This is a genomic window from Jatrophihabitans telluris, from assembly GCF_023516435.1.
GTDB lineage: Bacteria > Actinomycetota > Actinomycetes > Mycobacteriales > Jatrophihabitantaceae > Jatrophihabitans_A > Jatrophihabitans_A telluris.
In genome coordinates this window covers 1,917,290-1,941,545 of the sequence record NZ_CP097332.1, presented here as the reverse complement: position 1 = coordinate 1,941,545, position 24,256 = coordinate 1,917,290, and the positions used below count along the sequence as shown (strand labels likewise).

The window sequence follows — 24,256 nt, the reverse complement described above, 5'->3', positions numbered from 1 at the left end:
GGCGTGAACCGGAACTCCCCCTCTGTCAGGCCACGTCGCCCTTCAGAGCTACCTGCGTACGTGGTCCTTGAGCCTGAGAGGTTGGCGGGGAATTTGCCCCTTCGGCGCCTGCCTGAACCGGACTATTCCGGACCGACAGGTCTCTCCCACGTACGTGTTGCGGTGCCTGCGACGATACCAGTCAGCCGGCGACGGTACGGCGCTGACGGCGCTGGGACAGCTCATCGGTCGCCTCGGTCAGCACCGCGCCGTCAGTCCGTTCCGACGGCAGGGTGGCCAACGAGCCGGCGAGTTCACGCAGGGCTCCGCTCACAGCGATGCCGAAGACGCCCTGACCGCCGCGCAGCAGGTCGACCACTTCCTCCGACGAGGTGCATTCATAGACAGTGGTGCCGTCGGACAGCAGCGTGATCCGGGCCAGGTCCTCGACCCCGCGCTGGCGCAGTGTGTCGACCGCGGCACGGATGTTCTGCAGCGAGACACCGGTGTCCAGCAGTCGCTTGACCACCTTGAGGACGAGGATGTCCTTGAACGAATACAGGCGCTGGCTGCCCGACCCGGCCGCGGAGCGAACCGAGGGGACCACGAGCTCGGTGCGGGCCCAGTAGTCCAATTGGCGATAGGTGATCCCGGCGGCCGAGCACGCGGTCGGTCCGCGGTAGCCGACGGACTCGTCCGGACCCACGGCAGGCTGAGCGAATAGAGTGCCCTGTTCCGGCGTTTCGTCGAGCACGTCGTCTCCTCTGCCGCGTGGGCCGATCTGGTCGTCCCGCGCCACTTCTGTCCTACCAGGTCGGAAGGAACCGGCCCGGCACCCGCAGCCGAATTGCACCGTGGGTATTCACGACGGTAGGCCGCTGCGGCACGAAGGGTCAACGCGGCTCGCCGCGCCGTGACCAAAATAAGTAACCGTAAACCTCAGGTTGAGGGTTTCTCGGTCGACGAGCATGCCGAACCCGGATCAGTCGCTGTCCGGCGACTGACCGCCTTCCTCCGAGCCGATGAAGTCGTCGGCAGAGATGGAGTCCAGGAACTCCCGGAAGCGCTCGACCTCGTCCTCGTCCTCGTCGGGAATCGAGATACCGGCCGCGGCCAGCACGCTTTCCTCCCCGACGATGTCCGTACCGGTGCGCAGGGCCAGAGCGATCGCATCGGACGGGCGAGCGCTCACCGTGGTCCCGTCGCCGAATCGGAGTTCGGCGTAGAACACGTCGTCGCGTAGCTCGCTGATCGACACCTGGGTCAGCTCGCCGCCCAGCGCGCCGATCACGTTCTTGAGCAGGTCGTGGGTGAGCGGACGAGGGGTCTGCACACCCTGTTGCTCGAACGCGATGGCCGAGGCCTCGACCGCGCCGATCCAGATGGGCAGGTACCTCACCCCGTCGGACTCCTTGAGCAGCACCACGGGCTGGTTGGCCGGCAACTCCACCCGGACGCCCACCACCTGCAGCGGATGAAACGTCATGGCCCCTCCTCGCACGGTGGTGGATGATCGATCCGGAACCGGGATGTCGCTGAGAAATCGGGCTTGTGCCCACCGCACCGGCTGGATCGAACGTCCAAAAATAAAGCCTAGCCTGTCGCGCGCATCCCTACGACGTACTGTGGCGCCGCGCCCTCCGGGAAAGCTCAGGAGCTGATGTCGCGCAGGCCGATCTGCACGAGTGCGGTGTGCAGGCGGACGGACAGCGCGGCTAGTTCCCGGATGGTTTCCTCGGCCCGAGCTCGCCCGTCCCCACTGCGCTGGCGCATCGGGCCCGCGACCTGGGCGAACAATCCCACCTCACGGTCGGCAGCGCTCTTGAAGCTACGCAGATGGCGGCCTTCGATGCCGAAACGGCCGAGTTCGGCGACCACCCGCGCTACAGCCAGGGCGTCGTCGTCGTACACACCGCCCGCACGGGAGGCGATCAGGCCGAACTGCTCCAGTTCCCGCAGTTGGTCGCTGGTCAGGCCGGCGGTATTCAGCAACTCCTCGCGGGTCAGCCTCAGCGCAGCGGGAGCCGAGCGAAAATGTTCACCGCTGGGCAGGCCCTCGGTGATGGCCAGGTGAGCAGCACGCGGGACCCCGCCGGGACCCGAGGGCGAGTGCCCGCGGTCGATCGCCTCGAGTTGATCCTTGATGACCCGTAGCGGCAGGTAGTGATCCCGCTGCTGGCTGAGCACGTAGCGCAACCTGGCGACGTCGGAGGTGGAGAACTTTCGGTAACCCGACGGCGTGCGGTCCGGCTGGACCAGGCCTTGTTCCTCCAAGAAGCGGATCTTGGAGATCGTGACGTCGGGAAAGTCGTTACGCAGCTGGGACAGCACCTCGCCGATGGAGAGCGAACCACGAGCCGGCAGACTCGCTGCGCTCATCGCACCTCCACACTTGCCGCGTGGGCGCTGGCCCTGCGGTGTCTGCCCCCGCTCATGCCGTTGCCTCGACGCTCGGGGCCGCCGTCAGGTACACCAGGCGGAACTTGCCGATCTGCACCTCGTCACCGCCGGCCAGCGAGGCCGAATCGATGCGTTCGCGGTTGACGTAGGTGCCGTTGAGACTGCCGACGTCGAAGACCGCGAAGCCGCTTCCGTCGCGACGAAACTCGACGTGCCGCCGGGAGACCGTCACGTCGTCGAGGAAGATATCGCTGTCCGGGTGGCGCCCGGCCGTGGTCACGTCCTGGTCGAGCAGGAAGCGGCTGCCCGCGTTCGGTCCTCGCTTGACCACCAGCAGAGCCGAGCCGGGCGCGAGCGCATCGACGGCCCGCTGGTGGGCCTCGGTGGAGAATTCGGCATCGCTGTCGGCCGGAACGACGGGATTCGCGGCCGAGAACACCGAGGTCGAGTCCGGGCCGGCCGAACGGCTCGGCTGGCCGCCGGCAGCCAGCGGTGCCCCACAGTGGGAGCAGAAGCGGCTGTCGGCGGGGTTCTCAGTGCCACACGCGGTGCAGAACACGAAGCTCAATGCCCTTTCCTGATCGTGCGAATCTCTCTCGACGCCACGATGACGCCTCGGGCGGGATGACAGGGAGGGCAGGATCGCCCGTGTCCGGCGAGCCTAGTTGGTGTCGGCGTGGAGGGTCAACGCGAGGTGGAGCTTTACTCGGCCGTGGCGGCACGATATGCGCTGGGATCGAGCAGCGCGTCCAGCGAGGTGGGGTCCGCGACCTCGATCTCGGCAATCCAGCCGTTGCCGTAGGGATCGCTGTTCACCAGTTCGGGACTTGCCTCCAACTGCTCGTTGCGCGCCGCGACGGTGCCGGACAGCGGCGCGAACAGATCGGACACGCTCTTGGTGCTCTCGACCTCACCGAACGTCTCGCCCGCGACCACGGACCCACCGACCTCATGCACCGATACGAACACGATGTCACCGAGAGAGGACTGGGCGTAGTCGGTGATGCCGATCCGGACGGTGTTCTCCCCGATCAGCTTGGCCCATTCGTGATCGGCCGTGTAACGCAGGTCGTCGGGAATCTCGGACACGATGGCCACCTCTGCAGTCGAAGTACGCGTCTGCTGAACGAGTACGCGGGTGCTGGTCAAGTATCGGGCTGGCGTGCGGACGCGAACTCAGCTCGACCGCACGTCACCGGACCCTATCGCCTCGGCTGCTACTTCGACGTCGGGGTGGCGAACTTCGGCACGGGATTGGACCGGACCGCGGTGATCGAGACCTGGTTCAGGCGGGTGATGGTGGCCGATCCCCCCGCGGCCTCCACAGTGCTGACCACGCCGGTCGGGATGTTGAGTGCGGTGTCCATGGTCTTCGCCGCGCCGATGGCCAGCACTGTGTAAGGACTCGTCACGGTCGTGCCGTCGAGGACGACGTCGGAACCGGCCTGTGTGAACGCGCTGTTCGTCCCTATCCGCACCGGACCGAACTGGATCACCTCGGCGCCGGCGCCGCGGAGTTCCTCGACCACATCGAGGAGATCCTCTGACCTCAGGGCGTGCTGCGGATCACTGATCGTTACCCGGATACCGGGTCCGTGGGCCGGAACGGTCCCGGTCAGAATCGCCAATGCATCGGCTTGCTTCTGAGCTTCGGCCCGTGCGGCGGCGGTGTTGCTGCCGCTGTCGGACAGTTTCACCTTTGCGGCCTGCAGGTCCGCGATCTGCGCCTGCAGCCGCTCGAGCCGACTGTTCTGGTCGTCGAGGATCCGAACGAGATCGTCCTCACGAGCGGTCGACAGCGAATCGGTCGCGGCGTTGGACCGCAGCTGGACTGCGAGGGCGAACCCGAGGATGGCCAGCAGGGCGCCGATCAGCACCGTGGACCGGCGGCGTCGACTGTGCACGGAATTCCCTTGCTTCGGTGGGATTTCCCGCTCGTCCGGGGCTGCCTTCATCTCGTCCACATCATGCCCGGAACAGATGACGGCGGATCGCGGCCGTGTTGCCGAAGATCCGGATGCCGAGCACGACGACGACCGCGGTGGAAAGCTGTCCGCCGACCCCGAGCTTGTCGCCCATGAACACGATCAGCGCCGCGACCAGGACGTTGGAGATGAAGGACACGACGAAGACCTTTGCGTCGAAGATTCCGTCCAGGCGTGCGCGGATACCACCGAATACCGCATCCAGGGCCGCGACCAACGCAATCGGTAGGTAAGGCTCCAGCCACAGCGGCACGGTCGGACGGAAGATCACGCCCAGCACGACTCCTACGACCAGGGCGACGGCGGCGATCATCGTGGACTCTCCGAAGCTGTTGGGGTCGGACTGCTCGACGTCCGGGCCGTGGAACCATCCGAGGGACCGGACGACGAGCGGGAAGGTGCAACGGATGAGGCGCCGCTGGTCGCGTAGGACTGCTGGCCCACCGTAACCGACGGCAACGTCAGCGAGGACTTAGTGTCGAACGTGAAGCCGATGCCGTAGACCGCCTGGGTGGTTTTGAGCGCTCGCGCCGCCGCCGAGTCCGCGAAGCCGAGATCGAGGGCGTTGCGGTCCCCGATCGCCTCGATGACGTAAGGCGAATTGATGGTCTGGAAGTCCACGAGGATCGACTCGCCCGCGAAGCGGATCGCCGACGTGGCGGTGATCCGGATGCCGTTGACCGCGATTGCCTCGGCACCGCTGGCCCACAACTGGTTGACCACCGACCGAACATCACGGTCCTTGATGACCGCCGTCTCGTTCTTCGATCCCGTGCCCGGGCGCCCCTGTCCCGCGCTGGCCTGGGGGGTCGCCGGTTCGGCCAGCGTGACCCGCAGCCCCGGACCCTTGACCTGCACACTGCCGGAGGTGACCTCCAACTGGCGCAGCGCGGAGTTGTCCGAGGGCGACAGTTGCTGATCGCGCAGGCCGGCGACGTCGGAGGCCAGTGTCCGGGCACGCGCGTCCAGACTGGAACCGGCCGCCTGCAGCGAGTGGATTCGCGTGATGAGGTCCTTGCGAGCGGTGTCGCGCGCGGGGGCCGACAGGTGAGACTGCTGGTAGGACACCGCCAGCAGCAGACCGAGCGACAGGCACACGATCACCACGGCGGGCCGGTCCCACCAATGCGGCCGCTTCGGTGCCGTGGCCGCAGCCCGGTAGCCGGGATCGAGGGTGTTGTTCAACAGGTCGTCCAGCACCGCCGACGTCAGTGTCGACCGGCTCCACTCGGTACGGTCCAGGCTCATCGAGTCACCGGTACAAGCCTCACCACGCGCCGCACCTGCTCGAGGTAGAGGCCTCCGGCCCACAGGTAGAGACCCGTCCCCCAGATCGTGAACGCCCAGGCGATCGGTTTGGCGACGTGGCTGATCGTGCCCGCGTGCGAGCCCAGCAGCAGCAGCGGAAAAGCGTAGAGCAGGTTGAACGTGGCGGCCTTGCCGAGGTAGTGGACCGGCAGCGCGTCCAGGCCACGTCGCCGCAGGGCCGGAAGCGTGGTCAGCAGCACCAGGTCCCGGCCGATGACGAGGACAGCAAGCCACCACGGAATGACGTGACGCAGCACCAGGCCGATGAGCGTGGCCAGGATGTAGAGCCGGTCGGCGAGTGGGTCGAGCAGGGCGCCCAACAGTGACTGCTGATCGAGCTTGCGGGCCAGTACGCCGTCGGCCCAGTCGGTGATGCCACTGACCGCCAGCACCAGCAGGGCCCAGCCATCAGCGTGCGGGCCGAGCAGCAGCCAGAGAAAGAGGGGGACGCCGAGCAGGCGCACCGCGCTCAACAGGTTGGGGATCGTCCACGCGCCCTCCCACAGCGACGGCGAGGACGGCGGGGTTCGCACAGCCTCCGGTCCGGCCGTTCCGGGGCGTTCGTTCACGGCCGGAAGCTTAGTCGGCTCGGCTGTACTACCGGCCCGGCGCGCCTGCCTGCGGCCGGGCACGCCGTAGCCGGGTCCGGTACCGATGATGTTTGGCCGGTCCATGGACGTCCCACCGCAGGTGGAGTCGATCGGGCCCGGGCTCGCTCAGCACCCCTCGGTACAGATCTGGGTGACACCAATGCTCGAACGGCCGACCGAGCTGCCAGGGGTGAAAGTCGCGTCCGTCGGCGAAGCGGAAGCACCAACCCGCTTCGGATTCGGCGAGGGTGAGCGAGCGACTGACCGGGGCCTGGCGCAGCCCCCAGGTCATCGTGGCGGATTCGATCCAGCTCAACGTTCCGTCCGGCCGGCGATCGATCATCAGGTCGCCGTGGGCACAGCCGCGATCGCCGGTGGCCAGGTCGAGCATTGTGCGGTCCAGTCGCCACCGGCCGACGAACCGGCGAGGGTCGGTCGTCGACGATGGCATCGGCTACCTCCGCGTGCTCCTACCTGTTCGGTTCCCCGAATTCGAGGTAGGAGCGATCCGGTCGGGCTGACAGGATTTGAACCTGCGACCCCTTGACCCCCAGTCAAGTGCGCTACCAAACTGCGCTACAGCCCGGTGTCGCGAACTCGTCACGAACCGCAGGCAACTCTAACCTACGCAGCAGCCCGAATTCGCCTCGGTGTCAGCGCTGACCGCGGATCCCGCGCTCGCGCACACGGACCGAGATCTCGATCGGCGAGCCCTGGAAGGAGAAGTCCTCGCGGAGCTTGCGCTCGATGAACCGCCGATAGCCCGATTCCAGGAAGCCGGTGGTGAACAGCACGAAGCGCGGCGGACGGGTGTCGGCCTGGGTGGCGAAGAGGATGCGCGGATGCTTGCCGCCCCGGCCGGGTGGCGGGGTGGCGGCGACAACCTCGTTCAGCCAGGTGTTCAGGCGTCCGGTGGGAATGCGCCGGTCCCACGACTGCAGCGCGGTTCGCAGTGCGGGGGCGAGCCGGTCCACCGCGCGGCCGGTCTTGGCCGAGACGTTCACTCGCTGAGCCCACTGGACCCGCTGCAGCTCCCAGTCGATCTCCCGATCGAGCAGTTCGCGCCGGTCCTCATCGAGCAGGTCCCACTTGTTGAAGGCGATGACCAGCGCGCGTCCGGTTTCGACGACGGTTGAGATCACCCGTTGATCCTGTTCGGAGATCACCTCCGAAGCATCCAGCAGCACGACCGCGACCTCGGCGGCCTCGATGGCGCTGGCCGTCCGCAGACTGGCGTAGTACTCCATGCCCGAGGACGTGCTGACCCGGCGCCTGAGTCCAGCCGTGTCGACGAATCGCCAGACTTCATCGCCGAGCTCGACCAGGCTGTCGACCGGATCGACAGTGGTACCCGCTACCGAGTCGACCACGGAACGTTGCTCACCCGTGAGCCGGTTCAACAGGCTCGACTTGCCCACGTTCGGACGGCCGACCAGGGCGACCCGTCGCGGCCCGGACTCCCCCAGCTGCTCGACCGGGGCGTCGGGCAGCTTCTCCAGGATGGCGTCCAGCAGGTCCCCGGAACCGCGACCGTGCAGCCCGCTCACCGGGTACGGCTCGCCGAGTCCCATCGACCACAACTCCGCGGCGTCGGACTCGCCGCGCTCGTCGTCGACCTTGGTGACCGCGAGGATGACCGGGCGGTTGGCGCGGCGCAGCGTGCGGGCCACCACCAGATCGGTCTCGGTGGCGCCGGTGCGCGAGTCGATGACGAACAGAACCAGGTCCGCGGTCACCACCGCCTGTTCGGCCTGGCGCGACACCATCGCCTGCAGCCCGGTGGCGTCGGGCTCCCAGCCGCCGGTGTCGACGAGGGTGAACTGCCGCCCGGCCCAATAGGCGTCGTATGCGACTCGATCACGCGTGACACCGGGGACGTCCTGCACGACGGCTTCGCGGCGGCCCAAGATGCGGTTGACCAGCGTCGACTTGCCGACGTTGGGGCGGCCCACGACGGCCACCACCGGGATCGCCAGCGGCGCGTCGTCGGGCGCGGGGTTCTGCTCAGTCATCACTGCACTTCCAAGTTCTGTTCGGGACGCCGCGGACCGCGGCGGTGGGGCTGGCACCGCAGGGCTAGCCGCCGGCGCTCACCCGCGCGGCCTGCTCGGCCAGCTCATACAGCTCCGTCACGACCTCGTCGATCGACAAGGCCGACGTATCGAGCTCCAGGGCACCATCAGCACGGCGCAGCGGACTCGTGGCGCGGGAGGCGTCCAGGACGTCGCGCCGGCGAAGGTCGGCCCGCACCGAGTCCACACTGGCGCCATCGAGCTCGCCGGCGCGCCGGGCGGCTCGGACCTGCTCAGAGGCGGTGAGGTACACCTTGACCTCCGCGGTCGGCCACACGACCGAGGCGATGTCGCGGCCTTCGGCAACCGTCGGCCCCGTGTTGATGAGATCGCGCTGCTGGGCCACCAGCTGGGTTCGTACCGCCGCCACCGCCGAGACCGCACTGACCGCCGCCGTGGTCTGCGGTGATCGGATCTCCTCATCGATGGGCACCCCGTTGAGGACGGTGCTCGGCTGGACGGGGTCGGTGCTGACCCGCAGATCGATGCGGGACACGGTCGAGGCGACGGCGGCGGCGTCTGCCGGGTCGACTCCCGCTTTGAGTACCGCCACGGTTGCGGCCCGGTACATCGCCCCGGTGTCGAGATACTGGGCGCCCAACCGCTGGGCCAACTGCCGCGCAACGGTCGACTTACCGGTTCCCGAAGGACCGTCGAGCGCTACGACACCGGTGAAGAACGACTGAGCCACGGCCTCAAGGATACGGGTCTATTGCGGTAGGTCGGTCCGCAGCGCAGCGGCTCCGCGCAGATAGACGTGCCTGATGTCCGAACGAGGCCGGCCGGTCTCCACGTGAGCCAGCAGTCGAAGTACCCGGGGCATGGCGCCGGGAACGGCGATCTCAGCCGCGCACATCAGGGGGACGTCGGTCAGCCCCAGCTGCCGGGCGGCGTAGGCCGGGAACTCCGCGGTCAGGTCCGGGGTGGCGGTGAACAGGATCGAAATCAGGTCCTGCGGATCGACCTCGTTACGCCGGAGAACCTCCTGGACGAGCTCGCTGGCACCGTCCAGCACTTCATCGCGGGTGTCGGCCCCGACCTGAATCGCACCGCGTACGGCCCGTACGGCCACATCCACTCCCATTCGACGTTGAGACAGGGTCACCGGGTCTACAGGCCCAGCTGCCGGTACAGCTCAGTCAACTCCTGCCGACTCAACGGCCGGACGGTGCCCTGGCGCTGATCGCCGAGCCGGACCGGCCCGACCGCTGTCCGCACCAGTTTGAGCACCGGATGGCCGACCTCAGCCAGCAGGCGGCGCACGATGTGCTTTCGTCCCTCGTGCAACGAGACCTCGACCAGGCTGCGGCCGCCATCGCGGCTCGAGCCGGCATCCAGGATCCGGAAGCCGTCGACCGCGACTGGGCCGTCCTCCAGCGTGATCCCGTCGCGAAGCTGACGGGCCACCGGCGCGGCGACCTGCCCCTCGACCTCGGCTACGTAGACCTTCACCACCCCATGAGAGGGGTGGGCGAGCCGGTTGGCGAACTCACCGTCGTTGGTCAGGATGAGCAACCCCTCGGTCTCGGCATCGAGCCGCCCGACGTGGAACAGCCGTTCGTCGTAGCCGGCAACGTAGCGCGACAGGTCCGGCCGTCCCTGCGGATCAGACATCGCCGACACCACACCCCTGGGCTTGTTCAGGGCCAGGTACACCAGGTCCCCTCGCAGATTCACCCGGTTCCCGTCGACCCGGACCTCGGCGGTCTCGGGGTCGACCCGGGCGCCGAGGATCGCCACGTGGCCGTCGACGGTGACCCGGCCCTGAGCGATCAGCTCCTCACAGACCCGGCGGGAACCGAGGCCCGCGGCGGCGAGCACCTTCTGCAATCTCACCCCCGACGGTTGGTCGCCGGGCCATCGGTCAGAGTTCATCGGAATCCAATGTGTCGAGATCGGGTAACAGTGGCGCCAGCGACGGCAGATCCTCGACCGAGCCGATGCCCATCTTCTCGAGGAACTCGTCGGTGGTTCGGTAGAGGCCACCCCCGGTGTCCGGGTCGGTGCCGACTTCGGTGATCAAGCTGCGGGCCAGCAGTGTCCGAACCACTCCGTCGACGTTGACGCCGCGGATGGCCGAGATGCGAGCTCGGGTCACGGGTTGGCGGTAGGCGATGACGGCCAATGTCTCCAGTGCGGCCTGGCTGAGTTTGCTGCGCTGGCCGTTCAGCAGGAACGCCTCAATGAGCGGGGCGTACCGATCCCTGGTGTAGAGCCGGAAACCGGAGGCAGCCGGGCGCAACTGCCAGCCCGCCTGCCGCTGGTCCAGGTCCATCGTGAGCGCGGCAACCGCCTCCGCTATCTCGGCAACGGGGAGCTGGAGCGCCGCGGCGAGCTGGGCCAGGTCCAAGGGCGCCTCGGCCACGAACAACAGAGCCTCGATCGCGCCCCGCAACACGACCGGGTCGGCCAGGTCCAGCGGCGGCGTGCCCGAGCCGTCAATCGCGCCGCTGTGCAGCGGCTCAGCTGTGATGTCTTCAGTCACTGCCCATACTCCCGGTCAACATCGTCTGCTTCGTCGGGCACATCGCGTGCACCGTCCTCGTCGTCCTGCCGACGCTCGGATCCGATCCACCGCACCCGCAGTTCGGCCAACGCGGCGGCCTGGTCGAAAGCGACGTCACCGTCCCGATACATCTCCAGCAGTCCGAGGAATCGGGCCACCACCTCCAACGTGGAGGCGCACTCGGCCACCAGCGCGCGAAACGTCGCCGACCCCGTCCGGGCCAACCGCTCCCGCATCGCGGCCATGTGCTCCCGCACGCTGACTCGCGGTGCGTGGATGTGCGCGATGCCGACCATAGGCTCTGGCCTCGGCGCCAGGGCGGCGGCCGCGATCGCCGCGAACTGCTGCAGCTCGACGCCGATCTGGAGTTCAGGGCTGAGCCGAGCGAAGCGATCCTCGAGCTCGACGCGGCGCGGGAAGCGCCGACTTGCGACGCGCTCGAGGTGGGCCAGGTGGTTGGCGGCCAGCTTGTACGCCCGATACTGCAGAAGCCGGGCGAACAGGAGGTCCCGCGCCTCCAGCAGCGCCAGGTCCTCCTCGTCCTCCACCTCGGCGGCGGGGAGCAGGCGCGCGGCCTTGAGGTCGAGCAGCGTGGCGGCCACGACCAGGAACTCGGTCGCCTGGCCCAGATCGAATTCGTCGCCGGCCGCGGCGAGATACGCGATGAAGTCATCGGTCACCTGAGACAGGGCGACCTCGGTGACGTCCAGTTGCCGTCGACCGATCAAGGTCAGAAGCAGGTCGAACGGTCCTTCGAAGTTGTCCAGTCGAACGCTGAAGGTCCGACTCCTGCCGTCGTCGGCGACCAGCGGCTCGGCCTGATCCGGCAGATCCCATTCCTCCGGCAGATCGGCCAACTCGAGATCGGAGCCCGCGGGCGGGTTCTCGGTCACAGCGAGCTCATGACCGGGCCAGGACCTCCATGGCCAGTTCGCGGTAGGCGATCGCGCCGTTCGAGGTAGGAGCCCAACTGGTGATCGGCTCACCCGCGACGGTGGTCTCCGGGAACCGGACCGTCCGTCCGATGACGGTGTCGAACATGTCGTCGCCGAAACGCTCCAGCACCCGGTTGTAGACGTCGCGGCCGTGCAGGGTGCGCCCGTCGTACATCGTGGCCAGCACGCCCTCCAGACGAAGTTTGGGGTTGAGCCGCTGCTGCACCTTGTCGATCGTGTCCATGAGCAGGGCGACTCCGCGAAGGGAGAAGAACTCGCACTCGAGCGGGATGACGACGCCGTCGGATGCGGTCAGCGCGTTGATGGTGAGCAGGCCGAGCGACGGTTGGCAGTCGATCAGGACGTAGTCGTATTCGCCCAGCACGGGAGCCAGGGCACGGGCCAACGTCTGCTCCCGGGCGACCTCGTTCACCAGCTGCACCTCAGCGGCGGACAGGTCGATGTTGGAGGGAAGCAGGTCCATACCGGCGACGCCGGTCTTCAGGAGCACCTCGTCGATACCGACGTCGCGTTCCATGAGCAGGTTGTAGCTGGTCAGTTCCAGCGTGTGGGGCTGGACGCCAAGGCCGACGCTCAGCGCGCCCTGCGGATCGAAATCGACCAGCAGCACCCGGCGCCCGAACTCGGCCAGCGCCGCGCCCAGGTTGATCGTGGACGTGGTCTTGCCGACGCCGCCCTTCTGATTGCACAGGGAGACCACGCGGGCCGGACCGTGCCGATCGAGCGGCCGCGGTTCGACCAAGGGGCGACGAACGCGGGCCTTGGCCGGGTCGACCGAACGGGTGCCACCGGACTCGGGCGAATCGGTGGACTCCTGCTCTGCCGGTACGTCCACGTCGAGTCCGGGAAGGGATTCAGGGGTGCTCGGGCTCGTCATCACCGAATGCGCACTCCTTACCGCCACCGGACGTCCGGGTCGCTGGTGCCAACCCCGCCAGTGCGTGAGGTTACCGCACCGGCAGGGCCGGTTCAGTGTGCGACGAGCCGAATCCGAACCGTGGTCACATCACCCTCGGTTACCGCGGTGAGTCCGAGCCCGGCGAACTCCCGCACGGTGGTGATCGCCTCAGCCGGCGCGCCTTCGCGGGCCATGATGTCTGCGACCCGGTCCAGGTTGGCGAAGACCACGCTTCGTGCCTTCGCGGCGTCGGGCACCGCAGCCTTGAAGCTCGCGGTGTCACCCAGACGCGCAGTCGGCGGCCCCGAGACAGCAGCGAGATAGGACCTGTCGGTTGCGACCGCCAGGCCGTCCGCGGTTGCGGTGTAGGCCACCGGAAGCTGCGCACCCTCGGCCGCCAGGCCGTCGCGGATCCGGTCCATCACCGAGATCGCCCGGGTCGGGTCCGTCGTGGTTCGGGCGGCAATCTCGGGCAAGCCGTCCCGAGTCTTTCCAGGTCCCATCGCCAGGAGCAGATCAGTGCCGATCAATGACTGCAGGTCGGCCGGCAACTTCAGGCCGAACTGTCGGGAGATCGCTGCGAGGGGGTTGCCCATCAAGCCGCCGCTCTGCTGGGCGAAGCGGGACTCGAACTGTCGGTAGGCCTGAGCCAGTTGGCCGTTGTCCACGCTCAGCGAAGCGGCTGCGACGGTGTCGGCCGGTAGAGCTGCGATCGGCATGGACCTCGCGGGAAGGGCCGCTCGTGGGCCTCCGCTGCTCTTGAGGACAACCTCCGCCGCCGTGGGGGAAAACCGGAGTGTGTAGCTCAGCCGGCTCTTGTTCAGAAGCGCGCCTCCGACAGCGGCACCGCGCATGGCCGACGACAGGGCGCCGAAATCCGCCCAGCCCGCGGAGACGCCGGTCGAACCCAGCAGCGCCATGTCGGCCCGGAAATGGGGCGAGGCCGACAACGGCGCGCGCTCGGCCTCGACCCTGGCCGTGTCCACCTCCTGCTGGTCCTTACCCAGCAGGGCATAGCCGTGGCTGAACGTCACGCCGAAGTCCGTGCCGGTGAACGTCATGATGGCTGTCAACGAACGGGTGGCCGCGCTCTGGTCGCGTACCTGCAGAGCGCCGATCGATTCGGCCTTACCGGATGCATCGAACCTGAGCGCGATCGCGGCCCGGTCCCCGAGCCACGGTTTGACGTCCCTGGCGTAGTTGAAGCTGCTCGGCAAGTGTGCTTGATCGGCAAATACGTCGAACAACGACTCCCGAAGGTCCTTGCCCTGGGTGAAACTCTTTCCGACCTTGGGAAGGGTGTTCAAGAACCGATAGGCCGCGATCTTCTGCGACGCGGACGGGTCGAGATCGATCTTGGCGAACGCGACGGCGTCCGCCGGCAACACCGATTCGGGCTGGCGCCCCCCACCGGAGAGGGCCTGATAAGCGACGGTTCCCCCGACCGTGCCGACTACCACCAGCGCGGCCGCGACGATACCGGCGATCCACGGCCAGCGACGACGCGCTGGCTGGACCTGCCCGGCGCCGTAGGAACCACCATCGCCGGGGCCAAACGCATAGGCGCCCGGAGCGGGCGGACCAAAGCCGTAAGACATCGGGGCGGCGGCGCTGCCGTACGGCGTGCCGGCACTGGCGCCTGCCCCGGGTCCGTCGTCAAGCGGTCCCGGACCGGGGGCGACTTCGTGCACCGGCGGCTGGTCCCAGCGCTGCGCGCTCACGTCGGTCCAATCGCCCCACGGCGAGGCAGGCGCCTGCTCCGGCGGCTCGCTCATCGGCTGCGCGGGTTCTGCCAGCGGCTGGTCCGATCCGGACACGGGGTACTCCTGACTGGGATCTGCGGAAGCCGAAGTCTGCCCGCAAAGTTATATCCGTGTCAAGAAGCTGCGAACAACTCCCGCAGAGACTCGGGTCGCTCAGGAACGGCGCGCCCGGGGGTGAGAGGTCGCGTACACCTCGCGCAGTTGATCGACCGTCACCAGCGTGTAGATCTGGGTGGTGGTGACCGAAGCGTGGCCGAGCAACTCTTGAACGACGCGGACATCTGCCCCACCCTCGACGAGATGTGTGGCGAAGGAATGACGCAGCGTATGAGGCGATATATGGCCCCCGAGACCGGCCTTGTCGGCTGAGGAACGCAGGACCGTCCACGCGCTCTGCCGGGACAACGAACCGCCTCGCGCGTTAAGGAACAGCTTGGGCGTGCCACGGCCACGGCGCACGAGTTCCGGACGCACCCGCACCAGGTAGGACGACAGCGCCTTGGCCGCGAAGCTACCCAAGGGAACCAGTCGCTGCTTGCCGCCCTTGCCGCGTAACAGCACGGTCCGGCTGTCCACGTCCACATCGTCGACGTCGAGCCCGACCGCCTCGGAGATGCGAGCGCCGGTGCCGTAGAGAACCTCCAACAGGGCTCGGTCACGCACCGACAGCGGAGTCTGGTCGAAGTCCGCGGCGTCGAGCAACCGCTCCACCTCGTCGATCGAAATCGCTTTGGGCAGTCGGCGCGGTGGGGTCGGCGGCTTCACCTGGCGCGCAACGTCGGCCGCCACCTGCCCATCGGCGTAGGCGAACTTGTGCAGGCCGCGGACGGCGACGACGGCGCGAGCCGCCGAGGCCGCCGACAATGGCGGATGATCCGCGTTGCCTTCGCGCAGGGCCATCAGGAAATCCGCCACGTCGGTAGCCGACACCTCGGCCAGCGACGCCATCCCCCGCTCGCCGAGAAAGTCCTGATAGCGGAGCAGATCGCGCCGGTAGGACGACAGGGTGTTCTCAGACGACCCGCGTTCGACGGTGAGATGGTCCAGATAGCCGGCAACCGCAAACCCGGCCGCGTCGTTGGCGGCGGGGCGAAGGGCGGTCACGGGAGCAAATCTATCCCGCCGACCGCTGGGGACGGGCAGGCCACGCGGAGTCCGCCGGCCGCAGATCCGCCCAGCCGCCGCCCGCGGACACCGATGCGGCCAGGATCCCAGCGACAGCAGGGCCATTGGTCACATGGCCGGCGAAGATCTGCGCGACGAGCTCGGGGAGCGTGAACCGCTCGACCGTCATGGTCATCTCCTCGTGCTCCGCGGTGAACCTGTCCGACTCAGGCACCGGCGACAGATCCCGGGCGAGGAAGATCCGAATCGCCTCGTCGGTCATCCCCGGTGAGGTGTACAGGTCGACGAGCACGTCCCATCGCGCCGCGGTGAGCGCGGCCTCCTCGAACAATTCCCGTTGCGCCGCCTCGAGCGCGGGCTCGCCGCCGACATCGAGCAGACCGGCCGGCAGTTCGAGCAGGAACTCCCCTACCGGATGGCGGTACTGACGCACCATGACCACCTGGCCGTCGCCACCGATCGCGACCACGGCTACCGCGCCTGGGTGAGCGATCACATCGCGCCGCCCGATCGTCCCGTCCGGCATCCGAACCGAGTCCGTGCGGACATCGATCACGTAGCCCGAGTAATGCTCGGTGCGCTCGACGACGCGGAAATCCGAGGCGTCAACCACGGCTCAGGCCGAGACCGGGGCGGTCGCGGTGCTCCCGGATCGCACGTCGGTGCCGCTGGCGGCGTGCTCCGATTCGCCCGCCTCGGGCGCATTGTCGAACCGGACCGGAGCGTCAGTGTCGGGAATCTCGACCGGGAGGCGCTCGGCCTCGTTGTAGTCCACGGCTGCCTTGATCAGCGCCGAGAACAACGGGTGCGGACGGGTCGGCCGAGATTTGAGCTCGGGATGCGCCTGGGTTGCGACGAAGTAGGGGTGGACGTCGCGAGGAAGCTCGACGAACTCGACCAGGCGACCGTCGGGCGACGTACCGGAGATGACCAGTCCCGCCGCGGTCAGTGCGTCGCGATAGGCGTTGTTGACTTCGTAACGATGGCGATGGCGCTCCGAAACCTCGGTCGCCCCGTAGGCCTCGGCTACGACCGAACCCGCCAACAGCTTGGCCGGGTAGGCCCCGAGCCGCATCGTCCCACCAAGGTCGGCATTGCCCGCGACGATATCGACCTGATCGGCCATCGTCGCGATCACCGGATCCTGGGTGTCGGGGTCGAACTCGGCGGAGTTGGCACCCTCGATACCGGCCTTGTGTCGAGCGACTTCGATGGTCATGCACTGCAAGCCCAGGCACAGTCCGAGTGTGGGCAGCGACCGTTCCCGGGCGAAGCGGATCGCGCCGACCTTGCCCTCGATGCCGCGGATACCGAACCCGCCCGGAATGATCACTGCGTCGACACCGGCAAGTTGGGCCGCGGCACCGGCAGGCGTTTCGCACAGGTCCGAGGCGACCCACCGGATATTGACCTTGGCCCGGTGGGCGAATCCGCCCGCTCGCAAAGCCTCGGTAACCGAAAGATAGGCATCAGGCAGATCGATGTACTTGCCGACCAAGGCGACGGTGACCGAGCGCTTCGGGTTGCGGACGCGGTCGAGCAGCTCGCCCCACAGGCTCCAGTCCACGTCCCGGAACGGCAGTCCGAGACGTCGGACAACGTAGGCGTCCAGGCCCTCGGAGTGCAGGACCTTCGGAATCTCGTAAATGCTCGGCGCGTCGACCGCCGCGACCACCGCCTCGGTGTCGACGTCGCACATCAGCGAGATCTTGCGCTTGACGCTGTCAGGAATCTCGCGGTCCGCACGGCAGACGACCGCGTCGGGGGTGATGCCGATACTGCGCAGCGCAGCCACCGAGTGCTGAGTGGGCTTCGTCTTCAACTCCCCCGACGGCGCCAGGTATGGGACCAGCGAGACGTGCAGGAAAAAGCAGTTGTCACGCCCGATCTCGTGGCGGACCTGCCGGGCGGCTTCGAGGAAGGGCAGGGATTCGATGTCGCCGACGGTGCCACCGACCTCGGTGATCACGATGTCGGGGATCTGGCCATCGGCCCCGGGGTTGGCCATGGACCGGATGCGGTCCTTGATCTCATTGGTGATGTGCGGGATGACCTGGACCGTGTCGCCCAGGTACTCCCCACGCCGTTCCTTCGCGATCACGGTCGAGTAGATCTGCCCGGTCGTGACGTTGGCCGTCCCGACCAGGTCGGTGTCGAGGAAGCGTTCGTAGTGGCCGATGTCGAGATCGGTCTCGGCCCCGTCCTCGGTCACGAAGACCTCGCCGTGCTGGAACGGGTTCATCGTCCCGGGGTCGACGTTGAGGTAGGGGTCGAGCTTCTGCATCGTCACCCGCAGCCCGCGGGCCTTGAGCAGGCTCCCCAGTGAGGAGGCCGTGAGCCCTTTGCCCAGCGAGGACGCAACGCCCCCGGTGACAAAGATGTGCTTAGTGGTCCGGGCTGATTGAGCCAACGAGACTCCCGTGGTCGCTGCCGATAGCTGGTGCGGAGGGGGGAATCGGGGTGAGTGACTCACCGGCGGGCGCTGTCATACCCGCTGAAAAGACCCGTACGTCCACGGGAGTTCACGGTAACACGAAAGTGCGTGCGGTCCGCACCCCAGTGGCCGCGAGTCGCACCGACGCCGTCTCGTCACGCCGCGAGGTGACGGCAAGAAGCGGAGACGGGACGAGATGGAACGCGACGGCTCAGCCGTCGACCCCGGGCAGCAGCGCGTCGACATTGGCGCCGGTGCCGAACTGACCGGGCCGGCCCGCCGCGGCCTCGGCCGCGACGAGTGCGGTGGTGAGTTGGCCGAGGTCGCTGTCCGCGTCATCGACGGTGGACACCGCGGCCTTTGCGTCGGTGTCGCCGCGGATCAGTGCGATGAGGCCGTTTCGTGCCGAGGTGGCGTCGCCGAGCACAACGGTAGGACCTGTGGCTTGCAACTGCTTGGCCATCGCCAGCAGCATCGGTCCGGACGAATCGCCGGCAACCGCCCCCGGTGCCACCAACAGCAGCAGCGAGCCCGAGGCGGGCGTGCCCTGCTCGACCTTGACCATTGCGAGTCCGCTGAAACCGGCAAGCACCTGAGTCAGATCCGTTGCCTGGCCCTTGCCGAACAGGACGAACCCCAGCAGCGAGCCGCTGAGCGTGCCCGCGTTGTCAGTCTGGGGCAGTTGCAGTCCGACCGGGTGCACACCGGAGTTGGTGGCCAACGACCGGATGTCCGTGGCGTGCTGCGGGTCGATGAAGGTCTTGCTCAACTGCAGCCGCGCGGTGACCTGGCCACCGGCACTGGCCACCGCAGCGGCGGCGGCGTCCTTGTCGGTGCTGCTCGCCCCCGGCGCGCCGAGAATCACCACCGTCTTCTTCGTCAGCGCACCACCGGCGATCTTGCCGGCAAAGGCGTGGGCAAGCTGGTCGGCGTTTCCGGCCTGCGCGCGAAGAGTCGTGTTCGAGGAGGTCTGGGCGGCGTTCTGGTTCTTCAGATCAGAGACCTGACGGCGCAGGTCCCCGACTACCGCGCCGTTGAGTGCGCTGGCTCCGATCACCACCCCGAGCGCGATCGCCAGGAAGATGCCGATGATGGACACGATGTGGTACCGGAATGAGATCACGAGAATAGGTCTTTCAGCTGGTTGACGAGCGAGGTCCACCCGTGGGAAAGGATGTGCACGTAGCTGTTGCCGTCGGTGCTGGCGACGAGGACGACCGCTACCGCGAGCAGCGCGGCGAGGACCATCAACACAAGCGCAACACCGGAGATGCGAGTCTGGAACAGCTGGGCGGCGGCTTTGGCATCGACCAACCTGCCGCCGATCTTGAGCCGGGTCAGCACGGTGGAGGCCATCCCCCCACGACCGGCGTCGAGAAACTCCTCCAGCGTGGCACGGATACCGACGGTGACGATCAGCTTCGCACCGCCCGCGTCGGCCAGCAGCATCGCGGCGTCCTCACTGGTCCCGGCCGTCGGGAATAGTTTCGGTTCGATGCGCAGGTCTTGAACGCGGGCCAGCCCGTGCACCCTGCCCTCGGCGTCGGCGTGGGCCACGACCTCACCGGCATCGCGCAGGGCCGCCTCGGATATGGCGTCCATCTCCCCCACCACGAGGTCCGGGCGGTAGCCGGCATCGCGAAGCACGTCGCCGCCGCCGTCGATGCCGACAAGCACCGGACGGAACTCGCGGATGTAGTGCTTGAGACCCTTCAGATCGGACTTGAAGTCGTAACTACGGGCGACGAGCAGCACGTGCCGTCCGGCGAAGTCGGTATCCAGTTCTGGAAGTCCGACGCCGTCGAGTAGGAGTTGCTTCTCTTGGTGCATGTGCTGTTGCGCGCTGGTCGCGAAAGCGGCCAGCTGGGCCGACATGCCTTCCTTCGCAGCAGCCATCGACTCGGCCACGGTGGCGACGCTCTGACGTGTGCCGCTGGCCAGCAACCGCTCCCCGGCGTAGATCGAGTCTTCCTCGATGCGCACGCGGACGCCCTCTTTGACCTCGGAGAAGATGCCAGCACCGACGCCGTCCAGCAGCGGAATCTCGGCCGCGACCAGAACCTCGGGACCGAGGTTGGGATACCGGCCGGAGATCGACGGTTGCGCGTTCACGACCGCGCCGACCTTGGCGGCGATCAGGGCGTCGGCGGTTGCGCGGTCCATGTCCGCGACGTCGACCACCGCCACATCACCGGCGTGTAGCCGCTGCAGCAGTCGGGGCGCGCGACGGTCCAACCGGACGACGCCAGCGACACCTGGCAGTGACTCGGTGCGGGGGCGACGCATGGTGGCCAGCTTCATGTAGGTCGATGTTGCCATCGTGGGTCCGGAAATTCGGGCTTCGCCACGCGCAGTTACCGGTCGGATCCGGATCGCGCCGCTTTCTGACTGGCTGCCTTGCGGCCTTTGGACCGGCCGGGGGAATCGGCTTCAATGCCCTCGGCCGAGCCCGCCTCTTGTTTGTCGGGCGACTCTGCCAGGTCTTGTTGCGCCGCGGCCAGCAGTTCGGCCGCGTGCTGCCGAGCGACGGAGGTTTCCTCGCCGGACAGCATCCGGGCCAACTCACCCAGGCGCTGCTCGCCCTCGACGCGCCTGATGTCACTGCGCGTGACTCCGATCGAAGCATCGGCGGCGGCCGAGGCCTTGTCGACGACCAGGTGACGGGTCGCGAACGCCGCGACCTGAGCCAGGTGAGTGACCACGATGACCTGGTGACGCTGCGCCAACCGGGCCAACCGGCGACCCACTTCGACGGCGGCTCGGCCACCCACACCCGCGTCGACTTCGTCGAACACCATCGTCGGCACGGGATCGGTCCCGGCCAGGACCACTTCGATCGCCAGCATGACCCGCGACAACTCCCCGCCGGACGCGCCTCGCTGCAGGGCAATGGCGGGGGCGTCCGGATGTGAGCGGAGCAGGATCTCGACCTCGTCGATACCCTCGGCGCCGGCTCCCGTCACCTGACCGCGGACAGTCACCGTCGGTGCGGACTCGCTGGCCGGTCGAGGACGGACGACAACCGTCACCTGCGCACCGGCCATAGCCAGGCCGGCGAGTTCGGCAGTGATCCGCTGGGACAGCTCATCGGCCGCTTTCCGACGAGCGGAGGAGATGTCCTCGGCGGCAGAGCGGTAATCGTCCGCGGCTTGGTCCCGCTGGGCCCGCAATTGCGCGATGGCCTCCGCCGAGGTGTCGGAGGCCAGCAGCTTGTTCTGCGCCTCGGCCGCCCAGGCCAGGACCTCATCGAGATCCCGTCCGTAGCGACGGGTCAAGGTCGCCAGCGCGGCGCGCCGGTCGTGGGTCGCGGCCAGCCGGGCCGGGTCGGCCTCGATCCGTGCTTCGTAGTCGGCCAGTTCGGCGCCGACGTCTCCGGCCAGGTCGAGCAGTTCGGTCAGCCGGCCGGCCAGACGATCCAGTTCGGCGTCGGTGCCCGCGAGTTGGTGCAGCGCCCGGCGCGCGGACCCGACGAGCGCGCCGACGTCCGCGGTCTCAGCTCCGCCGTCCTCCGGATCACCCAGGAGCGCGGCGTGCGCGGTGTGGGCCGCCAGCCGCAGGTTGTCCGCATATTCCAGTCGTACGGACAATCTGGCGAGTTCGAGGTCCTCGCCGGGCTGCGGATCGACCGCAGCGATTTCAGCCAGACCGTGCCGGAGCAGCTCCGCTTCGCGTTGGAGGGCGAGTGCATCACTGGTCCGTCGGCCGAGTTCGGCCTCGGCCGCACGCCAGGCACCGAACGCCGCGGCACACTCGTGCAGGTCAAGCCCGGCATAGCGATCGACTGTGGCCCGCTGCTGGCCCGGCAAGGCCAGCCGCTGCTGGTCACTCTGGCCGTGAACGGCGAGCACACCGTCGCCGAGCCGGGCGAGCACGGTCGCCGGGACCGACGCCCCGCCAGCCGCGGCCCGCGAGCGGCCGGAGGCCGTGATGACCCGGCGCAGGACGAGGGACCCGTCGGCATCCAGGTCGCCGCCGGCCTCGACCACCAGCGCTGCCTCCGGCGACGAGTGTTCCAGCAGCAATCGTCCCTCGACGCTGGCGGTTTCTTCGCCGGTCCGCAGCCTGGAGTAATCCGCGCGCCCACCGAAGAGCAGGGCAAGCCCAGACAGCACCATCGTCTTCCCGGCGCCGGTCTCGCCGGTGACCACCGTCAGACCCGGGCCGAACTCCAACACTGCGTCGGAGATGACCCCCAGTCCACGAATTCGGATTTCCTCCAGCACGGGTCAGACAGTACTGGGGCCGCCGTCGCGGAAGCTGCGAACGGGCAACTGGAATTTCTCCACCAGCCGCTCACCGAACGGTGTGCGGTGTGGGCGGGCCACCAGGATCGGCGTGGTTCCTCGCTCGATCCGCAGTCGGCTTCCAGCCGGGAGGTCGTAGATTCGGCGTCCGTCGCAGCTCAGGATTCCGGACTGGTCCGGGCGAAGCAGATCGAGATCGATCACCGATCCCGGCGCAACCACCAGGGGACGATCGAACAGCGCGTGCGCGGCGTTGGGCACCACGAGCATGGCCTCGACATCCGGCCACACGATGGGCCCGCCCACCGAGAAGGCGTAGGCCGTCGATCCGGTCGGCGTCGCGCAGATGACCCCGTCGCAGCCGAAGCGCAACAACGGACGTTCGTCGACCGAGACCTCAACCTCGAGCATCTTCTCGCGGGTGCCCTTCTCGACGGACACCTCGTTCAGGGCCCAGTCCCGAGCGATGTGGGTACCGTCGTAGCTTGCGGTCACCGCCAGGGTCATGCGCTCCTCGACGGTGTAGCGCTTGTCGACGATGGCCGACACGGTCGCGTCCAGGGCGTCAAGTTCGGTTTCGGCGAGAAAGCCGACATGTCCGAGGTTTACTCCGAGCAGGGGTACGTTGCACCGCCGGGCGTTCTCCGCCGCCCGCAGGAACGTGCCGTCCCCGCCGAGCACCAGGGCGACCTCGGTGCCGAAGGCGCAATCGGGCCCGTCCACGATCGTCACGTTGCCGAGTTCGGCGCCATCGGTGAGGTCCTTGGCCAGTTCAGCCTCTTCCGCGGTGTTGATTCGCACCTCGAACCCGGCTTCGTTGAGCCGGTTGATGACGTGCCGCGCGAGGTCGCGGATATCCTCTCGGCCGGTGTGAACCACCAGCATCGCCGATCTCATGAAGCCTCCGGGTCATTTTCGGTGGCGGCTGCCACCACACGATCTTCGTCTACCTCTGCCGCGTCCTGCCGGAGCCAGAGGAAGAACTCGACGTTGCCCGACGGTCCTGGCAGCGGGCTGCGGACCACCCCGGCGGTTCCCCAGCCGAGCTTCTCGGCCGCCCGCGCGACCGCAATCACCGATTCGGCGCGCAGGGCCGGGTCGCGCACCACGCCGCCCTTGCCCAGCCGATCCTTGCCCACCTCGAATTGTGGCTTCACCATCGGCAGCAGATCCGCCGTAGTGCAGCGCGTCAGTGCCGGCAGGACCAAACCGAGGGAGATGAAGGACAGGTCGGCGACCGTCAGCTCCGCCGGCCCGCCGATCTCGTCCGGGTCGAGCGTGCGTACGTTGGTCCGGTCCCGGACCTGCACCCGAGGATCGGTCTGCAGTGCCCACACAAGCTGGCCGTAGCCCACGTCGGCTGCGACCACCTCGCGTGCGCCGCGGCGCAACAGCACGTCCGTAAAGCCGCCGGTCGAGGCTCCGGCGTCGAGGCAGCGCCGACCTGCAACCGCTATCTCGGGGAAGGCGTCGAGCGCGCCGAGCAGTTTGAAGGCACCCCGGGAGGCGTATCCGGGATCGTTGCCACGGTCGATGAGCCGGATCGGAGCCTCGGTATCGACCCCGGTGGCGGGCTTGGTGGCCACCGCACCTCGCACCTCTACGACCCCGGCGGCAATCAGTTCGACGGCCTGTTCTCGGGAGCGGGCGAGTTTGCGGCGGACCAACTCCGCGTCGAGCCGCAGTCGACGGACCATGAGCTAGGACCTCAGCTGTGGTCGAGGTCGGTCAACGCCGCTTGCAATTCGCGGTGCAACGCGTCGAAGCGGGCCGCGGCTGCGGCTAGCGGCTCGGTCTCGACTCCGTCGAGCAGCTCACGCGCCGCGCTGATGCGATCCAGCGTTGCGGCGGAATCCGGCTGGTCCGCGGCAGTGTGGCCTGCGGGTTGCGCGCTGGGAACAGGTGCGGGCGTCCCTGGAGCCGGGCCCGGGCGGGGCGCGGTGCTGGCGTCGCTGTCGGTCACGAATTCACCGTACCGGGCCAACACTGACGCCCG

Annotated in this window: 27 protein-coding genes, 1 tRNA gene and 1 riboswitch; all 28 genes read right to left on the bottom strand. The window is 68.1% G+C overall.

Going from position 1 to position 24,256, the window contains the following annotated elements; genetic code table 11:
- Nucleotides 1-51: 51 nt before the first annotated feature.
- Nucleotides 52-159, bottom strand: a riboswitch (glycine riboswitch).
- A 22-nt stretch (nucleotides 160-181) separates the two neighbouring features.
- Nucleotides 182-760 carry a MerR family transcriptional regulator gene (locus M6D93_RS09095; RefSeq protein ID WP_430667225.1) on the bottom strand — a complete coding sequence of 193 codons (579 nt, stop codon included), beginning with the start codon at nucleotides 758-760 and terminating at the stop codon, nucleotides 182-184.
- A 201-nt stretch (nucleotides 761-961) separates the two neighbouring features.
- On the bottom strand, nucleotides 962-1,465 hold the full coding sequence (locus M6D93_RS09090; RefSeq protein WP_249774033.1) for a bifunctional nuclease family protein: 504 nt from the start codon (nucleotides 1,463-1,465) through the stop codon (nucleotides 962-964).
- Between the two features lie 164 nt (nucleotides 1,466-1,629).
- Entirely contained in the window at nucleotides 1,630-2,358 is a 729-nt protein-coding gene (gene ftsR / locus M6D93_RS09085) for a transcriptional regulator FtsR (protein ID WP_249774032.1), read from the bottom strand.
- Between the two features lie 52 nt (nucleotides 2,359-2,410).
- A complete protein-coding gene (gene odhI, locus M6D93_RS09080; protein WP_283818674.1) occupies nucleotides 2,411-2,938 on the bottom strand; it encodes an oxoglutarate dehydrogenase inhibitor Odhl in 528 nt (175 codons plus the stop codon).
- 143 nt (nucleotides 2,939-3,081) lie between these two features.
- Complete coding sequence (gene gcvH, locus M6D93_RS09075) at nucleotides 3,082-3,468, bottom strand: glycine cleavage system protein GcvH (RefSeq protein WP_249774030.1); 387 nt, start codon at nucleotides 3,466-3,468, stop codon at nucleotides 3,082-3,084.
- 128 nt (nucleotides 3,469-3,596) lie between these two features.
- The gene (locus M6D93_RS09070; protein ID WP_249774029.1) at nucleotides 3,597-4,334 is read right to left on the bottom strand and encodes a DUF881 domain-containing protein; all 738 of its coding nucleotides are present in this window, start codon (nucleotides 4,332-4,334) and stop codon (nucleotides 3,597-3,599) included.
- A gap of 10 nt (nucleotides 4,335-4,344) precedes the next feature.
- Nucleotides 4,345-4,677, bottom strand: coding sequence for a small basic family protein (locus M6D93_RS09065; protein ID WP_249774028.1), 333 nt, complete (start codon nucleotides 4,675-4,677; stop codon nucleotides 4,345-4,347).
- Nucleotides 4,674-5,612, bottom strand: a complete 939-nt coding sequence (locus M6D93_RS09060) for a DUF881 domain-containing protein (RefSeq protein WP_249774027.1) — start codon at nucleotides 5,610-5,612, stop codon at nucleotides 4,674-4,676. The genes M6D93_RS09065 and M6D93_RS09060 overlap by 4 nt, the downstream gene beginning before the upstream one ends.
- Entirely contained in the window at nucleotides 5,609-6,241 is a 633-nt protein-coding gene (gene clsA, locus M6D93_RS09055; protein WP_249774026.1) for a cardiolipin synthase ClsA, read from the bottom strand. The genes M6D93_RS09060 and clsA overlap by 4 nt, the downstream gene beginning before the upstream one ends.
- Nucleotides 6,242-6,269: 28 nt before the next feature.
- Nucleotides 6,270-6,713 carry a DUF6314 family protein gene (locus M6D93_RS09050; protein WP_249774025.1) on the bottom strand — a complete coding sequence of 148 codons (444 nt, stop codon included), beginning with the start codon at nucleotides 6,711-6,713 and terminating at the stop codon, nucleotides 6,270-6,272.
- A gap of 61 nt (nucleotides 6,714-6,774) precedes the next feature.
- A tRNA-Pro gene (locus M6D93_RS09045) sits at nucleotides 6,775-6,848 on the bottom strand.
- A 67-nt stretch (nucleotides 6,849-6,915) separates the two neighbouring features.
- Complete coding sequence (der, locus tag M6D93_RS09040; protein ID WP_249774024.1) at nucleotides 6,916-8,274, bottom strand: ribosome biogenesis GTPase Der; 1,359 nt, start codon at nucleotides 8,272-8,274, stop codon at nucleotides 6,916-6,918.
- Between the two features lie 64 nt (nucleotides 8,275-8,338).
- On the bottom strand, nucleotides 8,339-9,025 hold the full coding sequence (gene cmk, locus M6D93_RS09035) for a (d)CMP kinase (protein WP_249774023.1): 687 nt from the start codon (nucleotides 9,023-9,025) through the stop codon (nucleotides 8,339-8,341).
- A gap of 18 nt (nucleotides 9,026-9,043) precedes the next feature.
- Nucleotides 9,044-9,406: a chorismate mutase gene (gene aroH, locus M6D93_RS09030; protein ID WP_249774022.1), complete on the bottom strand. Its 363-nt coding sequence runs from the start codon at nucleotides 9,404-9,406 to the stop codon at nucleotides 9,044-9,046.
- 38 nt (nucleotides 9,407-9,444) lie between these two features.
- A complete protein-coding gene (locus M6D93_RS09025; protein WP_249774021.1) occupies nucleotides 9,445-10,209 on the bottom strand; it encodes a pseudouridine synthase in 765 nt (254 codons plus the stop codon).
- On the bottom strand, nucleotides 10,199-10,819 hold the full coding sequence (scpB, locus tag M6D93_RS09020) for an SMC-Scp complex subunit ScpB (protein ID WP_249774020.1): 621 nt from the start codon (nucleotides 10,817-10,819) through the stop codon (nucleotides 10,199-10,201). Before scpB ends, M6D93_RS09025 begins: the two co-directional genes overlap by 11 nt.
- Complete coding sequence (locus M6D93_RS09015) at nucleotides 10,816-11,733, bottom strand: segregation and condensation protein A (RefSeq protein WP_249774019.1); 918 nt, start codon at nucleotides 11,731-11,733, stop codon at nucleotides 10,816-10,818. Before M6D93_RS09015 ends, scpB begins: the two co-directional genes overlap by 4 nt.
- Nucleotides 11,734-11,740: 7 nt before the next feature.
- Nucleotides 11,741-12,673: a ParA family protein gene (locus M6D93_RS09010; RefSeq protein ID WP_347343593.1), complete on the bottom strand. Its 933-nt coding sequence runs from the start codon at nucleotides 12,671-12,673 to the stop codon at nucleotides 11,741-11,743.
- 92 nt (nucleotides 12,674-12,765) lie between these two features.
- Entirely contained in the window at nucleotides 12,766-14,511 is a 1,746-nt protein-coding gene (locus M6D93_RS09005; RefSeq protein WP_249774018.1) for a DUF3352 domain-containing protein, read from the bottom strand.
- A gap of 99 nt (nucleotides 14,512-14,610) precedes the next feature.
- Nucleotides 14,611-15,561 carry a site-specific tyrosine recombinase XerD gene (gene xerD, locus M6D93_RS09000; protein ID WP_283818665.1) on the bottom strand — a complete coding sequence of 317 codons (951 nt, stop codon included), beginning with the start codon at nucleotides 15,559-15,561 and terminating at the stop codon, nucleotides 14,611-14,613.
- 10 nt (nucleotides 15,562-15,571) lie between these two features.
- Nucleotides 15,572-16,195 carry an NUDIX domain-containing protein gene (locus tag M6D93_RS08995; RefSeq protein WP_249774016.1) on the bottom strand — a complete coding sequence of 208 codons (624 nt, stop codon included), beginning with the start codon at nucleotides 16,193-16,195 and terminating at the stop codon, nucleotides 15,572-15,574.
- A 3-nt stretch (nucleotides 16,196-16,198) separates the two neighbouring features.
- Complete coding sequence (gene pyrG, locus M6D93_RS08990; RefSeq protein ID WP_249774015.1) at nucleotides 16,199-17,992, bottom strand: CTP synthase; 1,794 nt, start codon at nucleotides 17,990-17,992, stop codon at nucleotides 16,199-16,201.
- 235 nt (nucleotides 17,993-18,227) lie between these two features.
- Nucleotides 18,228-19,139, bottom strand: a complete 912-nt coding sequence (locus M6D93_RS08985) for a copper transporter (protein WP_249774014.1) — start codon at nucleotides 19,137-19,139, stop codon at nucleotides 18,228-18,230.
- Nucleotides 19,136-20,317 (bottom strand): putative cytokinetic ring protein SteA, encoded by a 1,182-nt coding sequence (steA, locus tag M6D93_RS08980; protein ID WP_430667224.1) that lies wholly within the window; start codon nucleotides 20,315-20,317, stop codon nucleotides 19,136-19,138. Before steA ends, M6D93_RS08985 begins: the two co-directional genes overlap by 4 nt.
- A 53-nt stretch (nucleotides 20,318-20,370) precedes the next feature.
- The gene (gene recN / locus M6D93_RS08975) at nucleotides 20,371-22,239 is read right to left on the bottom strand and encodes a DNA repair protein RecN (protein ID WP_249774012.1); all 1,869 of its coding nucleotides are present in this window, start codon (nucleotides 22,237-22,239) and stop codon (nucleotides 20,371-20,373) included.
- Nucleotides 22,240-22,242: 3 nt separating this feature from the next.
- Nucleotides 22,243-23,157 carry an NAD kinase gene (locus M6D93_RS08970; protein WP_249774011.1) on the bottom strand — a complete coding sequence of 305 codons (915 nt, stop codon included), beginning with the start codon at nucleotides 23,155-23,157 and terminating at the stop codon, nucleotides 22,243-22,245.
- Nucleotides 23,154-23,957, bottom strand: coding sequence for a TlyA family RNA methyltransferase (locus tag M6D93_RS08965; RefSeq protein ID WP_249774010.1), 804 nt, complete (start codon nucleotides 23,955-23,957; stop codon nucleotides 23,154-23,156). Before M6D93_RS08965 ends, M6D93_RS08970 begins: the two co-directional genes overlap by 4 nt.
- 11 nt (nucleotides 23,958-23,968) lie before the next feature.
- Nucleotides 23,969-24,223: a hypothetical protein gene (locus M6D93_RS08960; RefSeq protein ID WP_249774009.1), complete on the bottom strand. Its 255-nt coding sequence runs from the start codon at nucleotides 24,221-24,223 to the stop codon at nucleotides 23,969-23,971.
- Nucleotides 24,224-24,256: the final 33 nt, after the last annotated feature.